The following is a 15528-nucleotide window of genomic DNA, read 5'->3' as shown; positions in this document are numbered from 1 at the left end:
CTGCCCGAACGATACGATCCGAACCATTGTACGCGATACGCAGCGCCTCGCACGCGCCGCTGCCTGCGAACGGCATCGTTATTTCCAGACACGCTCCACAATACGCTTGACCAGCGCAATCTTTGCCCACTGCTCGTCCTCGGTCAGCTTGTTGCCAATCTCGCAGCTGGCAAAGCCACACTGCGGAGACAGATACAGGTTCTCGAGCGGCACGTACTTTGTCGCCTCGCGGATGCGCTCGACGATGGCGTCTTCGTTCTCGAGCTCTGCCGCCTTGGTGGTCACCAGGCCCAACACGACCTTCTTGCCGGGGGCAACGTACTTGAGCGGCTCAAAGCCACCGGCACGCGGCGTATCGAACTCAAGATAGAACGCATCGACGTTCTCGTGTGCGAACAGGTACGGCGCGATGGGGCCATAGCCGCCCTCAAAAGCATAGGTAGAGTGGTAGTTGCCGCGGCACACGTGCGTGTTAATGACAAGGTCATCGGGCTTGCCCTCGATTGCGGCGTTGTTGAGCGCCACGCCCAGCTCGCTCACCTTTTGCAGGTCAACCGGGCTCATACCGGTCTTGGACACAAAGTCGGCATCGCAATAGATGCCCCAGGTGCAGTCATCAAATTGAATGTTGCGGCAGCCTGCGGCATACAGGTCGGCAATAACGGTGCGGTATGCTGCGGCGATGGCATCGGCGAGATCTTCGTCGGTCTTGTAGACGGCGCGCAGGCTCTCCTGCTGGCCATCGCAGCGGTCGAGCGTGACTTCGGAGAACGTCTGGATCGGCGCCGGAATGGTCTGTCGCGCGACCTGACCCTCCCCCTCGAGCGCCTTGACAAATTTGAAGTGCTCGACGAACGGATGATTCTCGCCGCTAATGGGACCGGTTACCACGGCGGTGTCGGCGGTAGTCTCCTCATCGTGGAACATATAGCCTGTACGCGAGGTGCGACGCTCGACGCCGTTCAGCCCCCACATAAAATCGAGGTGCCAGTAGCTGCGGCGAAACTCGCCATCGGTGATGACCTGCAGGCCGGCGGCCTTTTGCCTTGCCACCAAATCGCGGATGGCATCGTCCTCGACGGCCTTAAGCCCCTCGGCATCAAGCGTGCCTGCCGTATAGGCAGCACGAGCGTCCTTTACGGCCTGCGGACGAAGAAAGCTGCCGACGATATCGGCGCGAAACGGTGCGTTCGGTTGAATCGAAGTGCTCATAGATATCTCCCTTTTGCATTGGTTGCTTTACCGGGACAGAGTATGAGCGTTCATATGGCCATCGTAAAATATACGTTTATAACAGTTTGATATAGATGCTTCCTATGTCACTCTGGACTACCATAAAGGGACTTGAACCGTGGGGAGCACAGCAGCCTAGATATGCTGACGAATCGCGTCGATATAGGCCCGACCGTAGCGCGTGAGCGTCGTGTTCTTGCGCGTGATGATGCCAATCTCCATGTACTCGTCCACGTCGAGCGGAATCGAGATAATGCCGGGGCCGTTGAGCTCGTGGCTAATCACGCCCGAACACACCGTGTAGCCGTTGAGGCCCATGGCCAAATTGAACAACGTCGCACGGTCGCGCACGCGGATATTCTTGCGGCGCTCAAACGTCGAGGTCAGCTCCTCGGAATAGTAAAACGAGTTGTAGCTGCCCTGCTCGTAGGACAGGAACGGATAATCTTCCAAGTCCTCGAGCGTCACGCTGGAGCGGGTCGCCAGCGGATGGTCGGCGCATACAAAAACGTGCGGCGCGGCACAAAAGAGTTCCTCAAACACAAGCTCATTGGCAGCGAGCATACGCTCAATAACCTCGCGGTTGTGCTCGGATAAGTACAGGATGCCCAACTCGCTTTTCATGTGCGCGACATCCTCGATAATCTCGTGGGTCTGCTCCTCGCGCAGGGTAAAGTCGTAGCGCGCGGCATCGAACTCACGGATCACATCGACAAACGCGTTGACGGCAAAGGAGTAATGCTGGCAGCTCACGCTAAAATGCGGCACCTGCTCAGATGCCCCTTTGTACTTGTCCTCGAGCAGATCAGCCTGATCGAGCACTTGGCGCGCATAGCCCAAGAAGGTCTCGCCCTCATCGGACACAATGACACCCTTGTTGGTGCGCTCAAAGATATGCACGCCCATCTCGTTTTCGAGATCGCGAATCGACGCGGTAATCGAAGGCTGCGACACATAGAGGCGACGCGAGGCCTCGGTGATGCTGCCACATTCGGCAACCTTTACAACGTACCTGAGCTGCTGAAGCTTCATGGCTTTCTCCCTAGACGTTCGCGATGCCGAAGTCTGCCGCGTTCATCTGACGCATAAATGACGGCATCTCACCCGTCGCGGCGCAGGCGGCAATCTGATGCAGCGCTGCGGCAACCGCATCATCTGCCGCAGCGCCGATATGCCAGCGTGCGGCAGCCGTGACGGCCTCGTTGGCATTGGCGACCGCAACGGAGTTGGGAACGGCATCGATCATGGGCAGGTCGTTATCGGAATCGCCAAATACGGCCACCTCGTCGGGCGTTAGGCCCAAAGCGCGCGCCAGCTCCAGCGCAGCGCAGCCCTTGTCCCAACCAGCCGGAAGGATGTCGAACAGGCGCACACGGTTGTTGGGAAACACAAGCGAGAGCTCCGGCACCTCGGCGGCAACGTGCTCGCGTAGCTCCGCGAGTTCCTCACGCGAACGGGCGCTCCAGATATTCGCCTTGAACACCGGCGCATCATCGACGACAGGGCGGCACGGGGCCTCTTCGCCCTTGAGCCACGCATTGCCGCCCGATTCCATAGCGCGGCGCACACGCTCGGCATCACGTGTCACGCAATAGGCATCGTTATCCCAAAAGCCATCACCCAAGCTGTATACCTTCAGATAGGTATCGTCGGTTTCTTCTTCCAGATAGGCGGCCAAGCGCATAAGCGCATCGTTATCGGTCGCACGCGAGGCGACCACTTCGCCATCGACAAACATGACCTGACCGTTGCAGAATGCACCGGTCGAAAAACACTCGGAATGATTTTTAAACATCCAGCCCATCGCAGACGGTTGGCGACCCGAAACCGGACCAAAGTGCAGACCCGCCGCCTGCATGGCATGAATGCCCTCGATGGCATAGTCGCTGGCGCCGTCATGCCCGGCCGGAATCAGCGTATCGTCCATATCGGTCAGCACGAGTTTGATCATAAGGTCCCCCAGTCGTTTTCATCCTAACCATTGTACCGATGCGCTAGTATAGGGAACAACAGATTCGATGCGGGAGTGCCGGCGGTGCAAACCACAAGGCTGAGAGGGCATGGGGCCCAATCCTTTGAACCTGTCAGTTAATGCTGGCGTAGGGAGCATGCCGCCTTTTTAGGGGCGCTGTCTATGCACAGCGCCCCTTTTCTATGCCAAGGAGGCATGTGCAGTGATCGATTCGGAACAGCTTAAGCAAAACGTGGTCAAGGCCGTGGAGGAGATTCGTGGCACCAATCCCATGGCCGGCTCCATCACCAACACGGTAACGATTGACTTTGTCGCCAACGCGCAGCTCGCCGTGGGCGGTTCGGCCGCCATGGTCTATCTGCCCGACGAGGGCGAGGCACTCGTTGCCGGCGGCGGCGCCATCTATCTGAACATGGGCACGCTCTTCCCCATCTACGAGCAGACGATTCCCCGCGCGGCCAAGGCGGCACATGACGCCGGCAAGCCCTGGGTGCTCGATCCGGTGGGCCTGGGCATCGGCAGCCTGCGCACCCAACTGGTAAACGAACTCAAGCAGTACAAGCCCGCCATCGTGCGCGGCAATGCCTCCGAGATTATCGCGCTCGCCGGTCTGTGGGGCCTTGAGGGCGAAGCGGCCGATCTGAGCCGCGTGCGTGGCGTCGATACCACCGACACGGTAGACGCCGCCCGTGATGCCGCCGTGGCGCTCGCCCGCTACACCGGCGGCGCCGTAGTGGTCTCGGGCGAAGTCGACCTGATTACCGACGGCACGACCGTTGCCAAGTCCCACGGCGGCAGCCCACTCATGTCCAAGATCACCGGCTGCGGCTGTTCGCAGGGCGGCGTGCTGGCCGTGTACGCCTGCGCCACCGACCCGTTTACGGCGGCCATCTGCGGCACCGCCGTCTACAACGTTGCCGGCACGCGTGCCGCCGCCGTCGCCGATGCCCCGGCAAGCTTTAAGGTCGCCTTTATCGACGAGCTCTACCGCGCAACCGCCCAGGACATTGCCGATAACCAACTCGAGCTCGAGGAGGCATAAGCCATGTCCAAGCCCGCAACCAATGCCGGCATGAACACACTCGTCGCTGTGGCCATCGCCCCGTGCGGCACCGGCGACGAGCTATCTGCCGAAGTCGCCGAGGTCGTACACGTCATTCGCGAGAGCGGCCTTCCCAACCGCACCACCTCGATGTTCACCGAGATCGAGGGCGACTGGGACGAGGTCATGCAGGTCGTGCGCGACGCGACCTTCGTGTTGGCGAGCAAGGGCATCCGCACCGAAGTCGTGCTCAAAGCCGATATTCGACCCGGATTTACCGACACCATGACCGGCAAACTCGAGCGCATGGAAGCGCAGATCAAAAAGCAGGAGGAAGCACGATGAGCATCCGCGACAACCTTGATATCTCGGCCTACCTGGTACTCGGCCCCGAAAACACCCTCGGACGCCCCGTGAGCGATGTGGTGACCCAGGCGCTCGATGCCGGCTTTACCTGCATCCAGGTGCGCTCCAAGGTGGCAAGTGCCCGCGAGATCATCGCACTGACGGGCGATGCCGCACAGGCCATCGCTCAGGCCGGCAAAACCGGACAGGTCGCTCTGCTGATCGATGACCGTCTTGACTGCGTACTCGCCGCACGCGAGCAGGGCATCGCTGTCGACGGCGTGCATGTTGGCCAGAGCGACATCCCCGTCGAGGTCTGCCGCAAACTTTTGGGCCCAGATGCCATCGTGGGCCTTTCGGCCCGCTGCGAGGAGATGCTCGAGTACGTCAAGACCGCCGACATGAGCCTGGTCGATTACCTGGGCGTAGGCCCGCTCCACGAGACCGAGACCAAGCGCGACTGCGGACGTGCTGCCGACGGCTCCATCATCACCAAGAGCTTTGAGGACCTGGCTGCCCTCCATGCGGCAAGCCCCGTGCCCATCGTGGTGGGCGGCGGCGTCAAAACGGCCGATCTTCCGCAGCTCAAGACCACCGGCGTCGACGGCTTCTTTGTGGTGAGCGCCGTCTGCAGTGCCGACGACCCCTACGCCGCAGCCAAGGAGCTCGTCGATACCTGGCAGCAGGCATAGGCCCATGCCAAGCAGCTGCTCCGCAGCCCCATATCTTCAATAGCGGAAAGCGCATCCCAGTTTGGACGTCCATTTTGGGATGCGCTTTCCGCCGTGGCCCCTACCCCGCCAGATACGCTTCCAGCGCCGGCAGCGTCGCCTCCGCATCGCGACGGCCGATCTGATAGATGCGCTCGAGCTCATCGGGCTCGCGGCACAGCGACGGCACCTTCACCGATTCGCTCGGCCGCACCACAAAGATCTCGCCAGCGGCTTCGCGGCGCGCCAGGTCATCGAGCGTGGCATTGTAGACCTCGTGCCGATGCTCAAGAGCCGCGACAAACTCCGGATAGTGACGATACACGCGACGCAGCATGGGCATCACGCTATTGGGTTGCTTTACAAAGCCCGCCGGCTGCGTCAGCACCACCACGTTGCGGTCATAACCCTGCTCAAACAGCCAAGTGCTGGGAATGGAATCGGCAACACCGCCATCCAAGTACTTACGACCCTCGATGGCAACAGGACGCGTCGCTACGGGAATCGCCGACGACGCCCGGATCCACTCAATATCGCGCTCGTCGCCATAGGGCAGGTCATGGTAGACGGCCTGCCCCGTCTTAAGATCGGTACATACGCACGTAAACCGCATGGGGCAGGCGCGATATGCCTCCAGATCGATGGGATCGCGCTCGATGGGTACCTCATGATAGGCAAACTCGGCATTGAACATATCGCCGGTTCGCAACCAGCTCGTCACGCTCGCATAGCGCTTGTCGGCGCAATAGGCCTTGTTGTAGCGAATGGCGCGGCCGATCTGGCGCGATTTAAAGTTGTAGCCAAACGCCGCGCCCGCCGAGACTCCCACCATATGGTCGCAGGTCAAGCCGTGCTCCATCCATACGTCGAGCACGCCCGCCGTATACATACCACGGTAGCCGCCTCCCTCGAGCGCAAGCCCCACCGTGCGCGTCGTATCTGGCTGTGCCATGCAACCATCTCCGTTCTCATGCTTTTGAACTAAACAAGTATATCTGTCAACGTATGCCGTCAAAAACGTGTTTATAAGCATTTATCGAACGTTTCCCGATGTATCCCCATGCCGCACCGCAATGCCCCTAGATGGCCTTGGGCATGAACGCCCTTAAGAACGTTGCGAAATAAACATCGCCTGCACCGTGCCAACGCCGTCGCACACAACGTGAGATAATTCTCAGCAGAATTCACCGATAGCAGATGGAGTTTGTGATGAAGGTTCTTTTGGTCAATGGCAGCCCCAAGGCAAACGGCAACACGGCCCGCGCACTCGCCGAGGTCGCCGAGCAGCTCAACGCCGAGGGCATCGAGGCCGAGATGTTTCAGCTGGGCGCCAAGCCTATTCGCGATTGCATCGGTTGCGGCCAGTGCGGCAAGCTCGATTGCCGTTGCACCTTTGACGACGATGTGGTCAACGAGCTGATTGCCGCTGCCGAGCAGGCAGACGGCTTTGTCTTTGGCTCGCCCGTCTACTACGCACATCCCAGCGGACGCATCCTCTCGGCACTCGACCGCGCATTCTATGCAGGCAGCAAGGCCTTTGCGCACAAGCCGGGCGCCGCTGTCGCCGTTGCCCGCCGCGGCGGCACGTCGACCACCTTCGACGTGCTCAACAAGTACTTCACCATCAACCAGATGCCCGTGGTAGCATCCACCTACTGGAACAACGTCTTTGGTGCCATGCCGGGTGAGGCCACCCAAGACGCCGAGGGCCTCGCCACCATGCGAAACATCGGCAATAACATGGCCTGGCTACTGCGTTGCATCGAGGCGGGAAAGGCCGCCGGCATCGAAGCCCCCCAGGCCGATCGCGCTAGGACCAACTTCATCAGGTAGAACGGCGGAACCAAACAATGAACGTGCAGATCTTCGGTACCAAAAAGTCCTTCGATACCAAGAAGGCCCAGCGCTATTTTAAGGAGCGCCGCATTAAGGTGCAGTTTATCGACCTTAAGGAAAAGGAGATGAGCAAGGGCGAGCTCACGAGCGTGATGCAGGCGGTCGGCGGCATCGACAAGCTGCTCAACCCCAAAGCCAAGGACGAGGAGACGCTCGCGCTCATCCAGCATCTCACCCCCAGTCAGCGCTTTGATAAGCTGCTCGAGAACCAGCAGGTTCTGGCCGAACCCATCGTGCGCAACGGCAAAAAGGCCACCGTCGGCTATTGTCCCGACGTATGGGGAGCCTGGGAGTAGCCTGTGTTATTTGCCCGTGCGTGGGTATAAGAGCAGGCGTTTGGCATAAGATTCAGCTGTAAGCCATGTCTAACAAAGGAGGGCACATGCCCAACAAACCCGTGAAGATCATCATGCTTACCGGATACCTCGGTGCCGGCAAGACCACGCTGCTCAACCACATCCTCGCCAACGACGGTGGCATCCGCGCTGCCGTGATCGTCAACGATATCGGCGAGATCAACGTCGACGCCAGCCTCATCGCCGACGGCGGCCTTTCCGAGACCGACGACCTTATCCCGCTCACCAACGGCTGCATCTGCTGCACGCTTTCGGACGACCTGGCCAACCAGCTGCAGGGCATCGCCGATTCGGGCAAGTTCGACTACATCATCATCGAGGCTTCGGGGATTTGCGAGCCTATCCCCATCGCCTACACCATCTCGAGCTTCTGCGACGAGGCCAAGGTGAGCGGCGAGCCCAAGCTTGCGCTCGACAACATCGTGGCTGTGGTCGACTGCGCCCGCATGTACGACGAGTTCAACGGCGGTCGCGACCTGCTAGCCGAGGATATCGACGAGGACGACATCGAGAGTCTGCTCATCCAGCAGATCGAATTCTGCTCCACGCTGGTCCTCAACAAGACCGACACCGTGACGCCTGAGCAGATCGCCGAGCTCAAGGCCATCGTGCGCAGCCTGCAGAAGGACGCCGTGATTGTCGAGGCCCAAAACGGCGAGGTCCCCATGGAGGAGCTGCTCGACACCGACCGCTTCGACTTTATGCGCGCCTACAACTCCGCCGCCTGGATCGAGGCCATGGAGCATCCCGAGGAGCACGACGACCCCGAGGTGCTCGAGTACGACATCGAGACCTTTGTGTACTCGCGCCGCAAGCCATTTGACCTGCAGAAGTTCACCGATTTTGTCGAGCAGGAGTGGCCCGACGAGGTCATTCGCGTCAAGGGCCCGCTGTGGCAGACCGGCGATCCGGACATGTGCTACATGTTTGAGCAGGCCGGCCACCAGATGCGCCTGATGGAGAACGGTCTGTTTGTCGATTCTGCACCAGAGGATGAGAAGCAGAAGATTATCGACGAGAACCCCGAGATCATGCAGATTTGGGACGACGAGACGGGCGATCGCATGACGAGCCTGTGCATCATCGGCCGTCACATGGACAAGGACGCGCTCATCGCCGCCCTCGATGCCTGCCTGACCGACTGGCACCGCGCCTAGAGTTATCGAGCGGGCATTTACCGCCCACGTTACCGCCAAACCACCACGAAGGTGCCTGTCCCCTTCGTGGTGGTTTTTCATTCTGAGCCAAGGAGATTCATGTTCAATATCGTGCTATACGCGCCCGAGATTCCGGCCAATACAGGCAATATCGGCCGTACCTGCGTGGTCACTGGCACTCGCTTGCACCTGGTAGAGCCGCTGGGCTTTTCGCTCGACGACAAGACGGTGCGTCGAGCCGGCCTGGGCTACTGGCAAAACCTGAACGTGACGACATATGCCAGCTGGGAGGATTTCCTTGCGCGCAACGGTCTCTCCCCCGCCGACGAGCGCCTGCACCTGCTGACCAAAAAAGCGCGCCGCACCTATGCGCAAAGCACCTACCGCGACGGTGACTATCTGGTCTTTGGCAGCGAGAGCTCGGGCATTCCCGAGCCACTGCTTGCCGCGGCGCCTGAGCGCTGCGAGCGCATCCCGATGCTGCGCGATTGTGACTCACTCGATAATGCCGAGGTTTGGGAAGCCCACGAGGAATCGCTCGGGCATACCGAGGACAGCCACGAGGCCATCCTTCAGCAGGATATCTGCGGCAACTTCGTCAACCCGGCCGACTACCGTATCAGCGCACTCAACCTCTCCAACAGCGCCGCCATCGTCCTCTACGAGGCCCTGCGTCAGACAGACTTTCCCGGAATGTGACAAAGGGACCGTCCCTTTGTCACATTCGGTTAGAGGTAGCGGCCGGTAATGCTCTTGGGGCAGGCCGCGATGTCGTCCGGCGTGCCGGCGCAGACGATTTGCCCGCCGGCGTCGCCACCGCCCGGGCCCATGTCGATCACGTAATCGGCGTTACGGATAAGGTCGAGGTCATGCTCGATCACGATAACCGTGGCGCCCTTGGCAACGAGGCCGTCAAACACGTTCAACAGCACCTGAACATCGAGCGGATGCAGGCCGATCGTGGGCTCGTCAAATACGAATACGGCATCATCCTGCACGCGGCCCATCTCGCTCGCGAGCTTAAGGCGCTGCGCCTCGCCGCCCGAAAGCGCCGGTGTGGGCTCACCGAGCGTAAGATAACCCAGGCCCAGGTCGTGCAAGGTCTGCAAGCGCGTCTGAACTTTCTTGAGCCCCACCGTGGCGTCGATGGCCTCGTCCACACTCATGTCCATGAGCTGCGGCAACGTAAGCAGACTCCCGTCCTTGCCCTCGCGATGGATATGCGAAGCCGCGTCTGCATAACGTGAGCCGCGACATGCCGGGCAGACGATTTCGACATCGGGCAAAAACTGCACGTCGAGCGATATCGAGCCCGTGCCATCACACGTAGGGCAGCGCAAGGCGCCGGTATTGTAGCTAAAGGCGCCCGCCTTGTAGCCGGCTGCCTTGGCCTCGGGCGTACGGGCGAAGGCGCGGCGCAGCTCATCATGGATGTCGGCATAGGTCGCTACCGTCGAGCGCACGTTGGCACCGATGGGCGTGGCGTCAATCAGGTTGGCACGTGCAATGCCCTCGGCATCGATCCAGCGCACGTGGCGCGGCAGGCGCTCGCCGGCTGCCTGCGCCTTAAGTGCCGGGATGAGCGTCTCGAGTACCAACGTCGTCTTGCCTGAACCCGAAACACCCGTAACCGCGACGAGACGGCCGCGCGGGATATCGACTTCGAGTGGCTTGACGGTATGGATGGTATCGGTCGCCATGCGGATATGACCCTGGTCGAACATTTCGTCGTCAGTCACCTGCGGACGCAAGCGCTTGGGCTCGGCGCGCAAAAACGGCGCGATACGGCTGTCCTGCGATTGCTCGACCTCGTCTACCGTACCAGCGGCGATTACGTTGCCGCCGCCTGCTCCGGCAACGGGGCCCATCTCGACCAGATAATCAGCCTCCACCAGCACACGTGTATCGTGGTCGACAACAACCACGGTGTTGCCGTCATCCACCAGATCGCGCATTACGCCCACCAGGCCGTCGACATTGGCAAGATGCAAGCCGATCGAAGGCTCGTCCAGCACATACAGCACGCCCGTCGATCGGTTGCGCACCACACGGGCTAGCTGCACACGCTGGCGCTCACCCGTGGAGAGCGTGGCACCGGCGCGGTCGAGCGAAAGGTAATCGAGGCCCAGGTCAACCAGGCGGCGAGCCGTACTCAAAAACGAATCGCAGATGTCCGTCGCCATGGGCCGCATCTCGGTCGGCAAGGATGCGGGCACCCCACGCACCCACTCAATCGCCTCGCCCAGCGTCATGGCCGCCGCCTGCGCCAGATTGATACCGCGCACCTGAGACTGGCGCGCGGCTTCGGAAAGACGCGTGCCTCCGCAGTCGCGGCACGGCCCCTCGTGCAAAAAGCGTGCAACGCGCTTGAGCCCCTTGTCGTCCTTAACCTTGGCGAGCGCATTCTCAACGGTATAGACGGCGTTGTAATAGGTAAAGTCGAGCGGCGTGGCACCCTCGCCGTTTTTGGGAACGTAGAGAATGTGCTTCTTAACCGCCGGACCATGGAACACGATATCGCGCTCTTGAGGCGTGAGCTGGCTAAACGGCACGTCGGTACGCACGCCCATCTCGCCGGCTACCTGCTTCATCAGATCCCACATGAGTGTGCCCCAAGGAAGCACCGCGCCCTCGTTGATAGTCTTTGACTCGTCGGGCACCAGGCTCGCCTCGTCCACCTCGCGCATGACGCCGGTACCGCCGCAGGTAGGACACGCGCCGCCGCTGTTAAAGGCAAGGTCCTCGGCACTCGGCGCGTAGAATTCACGGCCGCATGCGGGGCACGCGAGCGACAGGCCCGCGGCGACGTTAAGGCTCGGCTCCACGCGCGTCCCGCAGTGCGGGCAAACGTGATGGGCGCAGCGGCTAAAGAGCAGACGCAGGCTGTTGTTGAGCTCGGTCATGGTGCCAAAGGTCGAGCGCACGCCCGGCACGCTGGGGCGCTGATGCAATGCGAGCGCCGTCGGCACGTGCAGCACCTCGTCCACCTGGGCGTGCTCGGCTTGCGTCAGGCGACGTCGAGTATAGGTGCTGAGCGCCTCCAAGTAGCGACGCGAGCCCTCGGCATAAAGAACCCCCAGCGCCAGCGAGCTCTTGCCCGAACCCGATACGCCGGCAATACCCACCAGCTTTCCCAGCGGAATATCGATATCGATGTCTTTGAGGTTATGGACGCGCGCACCGCGTACCTCGATAGCACTTGGTTGTTGCGACACCGTCATCGCTCCCCTTCCTGTTAGCCGAACGTGGCAAAGGGACTGTCCCTTTGTCACGTTACTCGCACTGTGCTCGCCCGCGCCAGTCTTCGCAGGTCAAATAGGTAAAGTACTCGGTACGCACATCGCCCATAAGCTCGCAGGGCACGTCGCGCTCAACGTGATGTGGCACGAACCCACATTTTTGTTGGACGCGTAACGACTTGTTATTGCCCTCATAGTATCCGCACCAAAGCGCCTTGCAGCCAAGCGTTTCAAACGCATAGCGTTGCATAGCTCGCACTGCTTCCGGAGCAAAGCCTCGACCCCAAAACGGCTTGGCGATCCAATACCCCACCTCGAGCTCAAGTCCAACGCTTTGGCCGTTCGATTCGCAGCGCGGCGGCATGAGTCCAATGCTGCCCACGGGCTCGTCTGTCTCGGGCAGGCAAATGGCAAAGGTATGGGGCGCCGTAAAGACCGTCTGAATGATCTCTCTGCTTTCCTCAATGCTTCGATGGGGTGGCCAGCCCGCAGCCGGCCCCACGTCCGGGTCGCTCGCGTATGCAAACAGGCTCGCCGCATCCGTCTCGCGCCACGGACGAAGCACCAAGCGCTCAGTATGAATCACCACGTTTCAACCTCTCAATTATCGATGTGACAAAGGGACTGTCCCTTTGTCACATGTAGCCGAAAAATTCCGCGTCGGCGGGGCGATAGGGACGGAAGGTGGCGGGATCGACCTTTACGTGCGCCGCGGCGGGCACGTCGTACCATTTGACCGTGTAACCGGCGCCGTGAGAGCAAAAGACCGAGTCGGGCGTGTTGGGCAGATCGGCCTCGGGCTCATAGGCGGCCGTCTCGATTACGCGCTCGGCATCATGGCAAGCCGAATAGCCGGCGAACTCCAGGTACAGATGACCGCGACCGCTCGTGTAGGCAGCCACCTCCAGCGCATAATCCTGCACTTCGGATGCCGGCACGCGACCCACAAGCTTCGCCCGGTCGCCTGTTATCGTCGGCGGCTCGTACTCGGCACCCATGCGCGTAGCGTCTGACAACGCCCTGCCCACGCACTCCCCCGGCACCTCGAGCTCAAAGTGGTACCACGGCTCCAACAGCACCGCCGCGCCGGCCTCACGCGCCTGCATCAAACCCTGGCGAATCGCGCGGTACGTGGCCTGGCGAAAATCGCCGCCCTCGGTATGTTTGGCATGCGCACGGCCGCCCGTGAGCGCAATGCGCACATCGGTGATGGGCGAGCCGGTCAGCACGCCCAGGTGATCGCGCTCCATGGCGTTGGTGAGTGCCAAACGCTGCCAGTTAAGATCGAGCTCGTCGGTCGAGGTCACGGTCCCAAACTGCACGCCCGAACCCGCTGGCAACGGCTCCAGGCGCAGATGCACCTCGGCATAGTGGCGCAGTGGCTCAAAGTGGCCCACGCCCTCGACCGGCTGCGAAATAGTCTCCTTATAGAGAATGCCGCCAGGCTCAAACTCGACCGCAAGGCCAAAGCGATCGGCCAACACCCGCTGCACGACTTCAAGCTGCACGGCGCCCATCAACTGCAAGTGAATCTGCTCAAGATGCGTGTTCCAGCTTACGCCGAGCATGGGGTCTTCGTCCGCCAGCTCGATCAGCGCTTTAAACACCGCATGGACATCATGTTCGCCCGGTAGCACCGTATAGGTGAGGACCGGCGCAATGACGGGTGCATCGCACCCGGGCTCCGCACCCAAGGCATCCCCCGGGCGAACGTGCGCAAGACCCGTCACGGCACAAATACCGCCAGCAGCAACTTCCTGGGCGAGCTCGTACTTCTCTCCGTTATAGATGCGCACCTGATCGACTTTCTGCCCCCATACCTCGGCACCGGAGCGCCCCTCGATCATCTGTTTTGCACGTAGCGCGCCGCCGGTCACTTTAACCCAAGCCAAGCGCTCGCCACGAACGCCTCGGCTGACACGATAGACACGCGCGGCGAACTCCGGGGCCCACGCCTGTTCACGCATCAGTGTACACATGCCATCCAGCAGCTCGCCCACGCCTTGGTCCTTGAGCGCCGAGCCGGCAAAGCAGGGAAAGAGCCTGCGCTCGGCAACCATGCGCGACAGCGTTGCAACGGAAAGCTCACCCGTCTCAAGAAACTCCTCGAGCGCCGCCTCGTCCAACGCGGCAGCGTCCTCCCAAGCGGCACCGCCCGCCAGCAGTTCGCTGGCATCCAGGCAGCCCTCGGAAAGACGCTGCCCAAGTTGCGCCAGCAAAACATCGCGGCCGGGATTCTCCAAATCAATTTTGTTGATAAAGACGAACGTCGGGATGTCATAGCGCGCAAGCAGGCGCCACAGGGTTTCGGTGTGTCCCTGCACGCCGTCGTTGGCGCCCACAACCAAAATCGCGTAGTCGAGCGCGCGCAATGTGCGCTCTGCCTCGGCAGAAAAATCGACATGCCCCGGTGCATCCACGAGCATGACGTGGGCATCTCCGTGGTCGAACACGGCCTGCGACGAGAAAATCGTGATGCCGCGCTCGCGTTCGATAGCGTTGGTATCCAGGTGCGAGTCGCCGTCGTCCACACGGCCGCGCTTGCGAATGCGACCTGCGTTGAACAGCATGGCCTCGGCCAGCGTAGTCTTGCCGGCATCGACATGCGCCAAGATTCCAACGACCGCTTGCTTCGACATGGCTCTCCTCTTATTGCAAGCCCATCGCACGTGGCAACGGGCACCCTCGTTCCACACTGGATGATACAATTTACGGGCCGGCGGGCGAAGCGGGCCCTATCCCCCGACCGAGCTCATCGCCCCGCGTTGCCGCGCGGCGATTTTCGCAGGTTCGCGCCTTGCGAAAGCCGGCTTGCAAAACAGCGCATCGAATCAGAACCACCCTTAAAAAGGGTGGTTTGCTCTTAGGGTATAACCCACGGGCCCCGGGCTCGCGTCTAAAGGCGCGGGCCCGGACTTCGTCCAGGCCTAGTGCATCTTGACCCGTGGCGCGCCGGTCGAACCGGCAGCATCACCCCCTCTTGAAGGGGTCCTCGTACTCCTTCACGCTCAGCTTGTCCAGCGCGATGTCGTGGGACTCCTGCTCCCTGATGTACTTGGCGATCGTCGCCTCGTTCAGGCCGACGGTGGACACGTAGTAGCCCTCCGCCCAGAACTTCCTGTTGCCGAACTTGTACTTGAGGTTGGCGTGCCTGTCGAATATCATCAGCGAGCTCTTCCCCTTCAGGTAGCCCATGACGCTCGCGACGCTGTACTTCGGCGGGATCGCCAGCAGCACGTGCACGTGGTCGGGCATCAGGTGCCCCTCGATTATCTCGATCCCCTTGTACTCGCACAGCTTCCTGAGGATCTCCCCTATGTCGCTCCTGATTTGGTTGTAGATCACTTTGCGCCTATACTTCGGCGTGAACACGATGTGGTACTTGCACATCCACTTCGTGTGGGAAAGGCTGTAGGCCTTCTGGGCCATGGCGACCACCCCTTCGACTCGAATTCTTGACGGCCTGAACAATCGTCAATATCGGTCGGAGGGGTGGCTTTGTAAAGCCGTTTGTCTCCACCCGCGTAGCGGGTGGTTTAAAGCTGGCCGCTGCGCGGCCAGCAGACTAAAGTCTTGAA

The 15528-nt window shown here is 61.0% G+C and carries 15 protein-coding genes and 1 riboswitch; of the genes, 7 read left to right on the top strand and 8 right to left on the bottom strand.

Annotated elements, in window-relative coordinates:
• Window positions 1-78 precede the first annotated feature (78 nt).
• From DW123_RS03065 to DW123_RS03055, 3 genes are all read right to left on the bottom strand, one after another.
• A complete protein-coding gene (locus DW123_RS03065; RefSeq protein WP_118273570.1) occupies window positions 79-1212 on the bottom strand; it encodes a 5-methyltetrahydropteroyltriglutamate--homocysteine S-methyltransferase in 1134 nt (377 codons plus the stop codon).
• Window positions 1213-1368: 156 nt separating this feature from the next.
• The gene (locus DW123_RS03060) at window positions 1369-2265 is read right to left on the bottom strand and encodes a LysR family transcriptional regulator (RefSeq protein ID WP_118273571.1); all 897 of its coding nucleotides are present in this window, start codon (window positions 2263-2265) and stop codon (window positions 1369-1371) included.
• Window positions 2266-2275: 10 nt separating this feature from the next.
• Window positions 2276-3184: an HAD-IIB family hydrolase gene (locus tag DW123_RS03055; protein ID WP_117798948.1), complete on the bottom strand. Its 909-nt coding sequence runs from the start codon at window positions 3182-3184 to the stop codon at window positions 2276-2278.
• A gap of 61 nt (window positions 3185-3245) precedes the next feature.
• A riboswitch (TPP riboswitch) is annotated at window positions 3246-3356 on the top strand.
• A gap of 51 nt (window positions 3357-3407) precedes the next feature.
• Between DW123_RS03055 and thiM the strand changes: the two genes are divergently transcribed.
• Genes thiM through DW123_RS03040 form a run of 3 tightly spaced genes read left to right on the top strand, consistent with a single transcriptional unit; the run spans window position 3408 to window position 5284 of the window.
• Complete coding sequence (gene thiM / locus DW123_RS03050; RefSeq protein ID WP_118273572.1) at window positions 3408-4247, top strand: hydroxyethylthiazole kinase; 840 nt, start codon at window positions 3408-3410, stop codon at window positions 4245-4247.
• A gap of 3 nt (window positions 4248-4250) precedes the next feature.
• Window positions 4251-4592 (top strand): thiamine-binding protein, encoded by a 342-nt coding sequence (locus DW123_RS03045; RefSeq protein ID WP_233505090.1) that lies wholly within the window; start codon window positions 4251-4253, stop codon window positions 4590-4592.
• Window positions 4589-5284, top strand: a complete 696-nt coding sequence (locus DW123_RS03040; RefSeq protein ID WP_117743298.1) for a thiamine phosphate synthase — start codon at window positions 4589-4591, stop codon at window positions 5282-5284. Before DW123_RS03045 ends, DW123_RS03040 begins: the two co-directional genes overlap by 4 nt.
• 100 nt (window positions 5285-5384) lie before the next feature.
• Here DW123_RS03040 and DW123_RS03035 read toward each other — a convergent pair whose 3' ends face one another.
• A complete protein-coding gene (locus tag DW123_RS03035) occupies window positions 5385-6254 on the bottom strand; it encodes a patatin family protein (protein WP_117743299.1) in 870 nt (289 codons plus the stop codon).
• Between the two features lie 257 nt (window positions 6255-6511).
• Between DW123_RS03035 and DW123_RS03030 the strand changes: the two genes are divergently transcribed.
• The 4 genes from DW123_RS03030 (at window position 6512) to DW123_RS03015 (ending at window position 9410) form a co-directional block, all read left to right on the top strand.
• Entirely contained in the window at window positions 6512-7135 is a 624-nt protein-coding gene (locus DW123_RS03030; RefSeq protein WP_117763685.1) for a flavodoxin family protein, read from the top strand.
• 17 nt (window positions 7136-7152) lie between these two features.
• A complete protein-coding gene (locus tag DW123_RS03025) occupies window positions 7153-7494 on the top strand; it encodes an arsenate reductase family protein (protein ID WP_055252194.1) in 342 nt (113 codons plus the stop codon).
• An 86-nt stretch (window positions 7495-7580) separates the two neighbouring features.
• Window positions 7581-8711 carry a GTP-binding protein gene (locus DW123_RS03020; RefSeq protein ID WP_117763684.1) on the top strand — a complete coding sequence of 377 codons (1131 nt, stop codon included), beginning with the start codon at window positions 7581-7583 and terminating at the stop codon, window positions 8709-8711.
• A 99-nt stretch (window positions 8712-8810) separates the two neighbouring features.
• On the top strand, window positions 8811-9410 hold the full coding sequence (locus DW123_RS03015) for a tRNA (cytidine(34)-2'-O)-methyltransferase (protein ID WP_117763683.1): 600 nt from the start codon (window positions 8811-8813) through the stop codon (window positions 9408-9410).
• A gap of 29 nt (window positions 9411-9439) precedes the next feature.
• Here the strand turns inward: DW123_RS03015 and DW123_RS03010 are convergent, their stop codons facing one another.
• The 4 genes from DW123_RS03010 to tnpA form a co-directional block, all read right to left on the bottom strand.
• A complete protein-coding gene (locus DW123_RS03010; protein WP_118273573.1) occupies window positions 9440-11932 on the bottom strand; it encodes an excinuclease ABC subunit UvrA in 2493 nt (830 codons plus the stop codon).
• A 52-nt stretch (window positions 11933-11984) separates the two neighbouring features.
• Complete coding sequence (locus DW123_RS03005) at window positions 11985-12539, bottom strand: GNAT family N-acetyltransferase (RefSeq protein ID WP_117743304.1); 555 nt, start codon at window positions 12537-12539, stop codon at window positions 11985-11987.
• A 46-nt stretch (window positions 12540-12585) separates the two neighbouring features.
• Entirely contained in the window at window positions 12586-14589 is a 2004-nt protein-coding gene (locus DW123_RS03000) for a translation factor GTPase family protein (RefSeq protein ID WP_118273574.1), read from the bottom strand.
• Window positions 14590-14920: 331 nt separating this feature from the next.
• The gene (tnpA, locus tag DW123_RS02995; RefSeq protein ID WP_055287554.1) at window positions 14921-15379 is read right to left on the bottom strand and encodes an IS200/IS605 family transposase; all 459 of its coding nucleotides are present in this window, start codon (window positions 15377-15379) and stop codon (window positions 14921-14923) included.
• Window positions 15380-15528: the final 149 nt, after the last annotated feature.

This window comes from Collinsella sp. AM10-26, from assembly GCF_003472525.1.
GTDB lineage: Bacteria > Actinomycetota > Coriobacteriia > Coriobacteriales > Coriobacteriaceae > Collinsella.
Note: the sequence above shows the minus strand (reverse complement) of the source record. Positions and strands in the feature narration are given on the sequence as shown.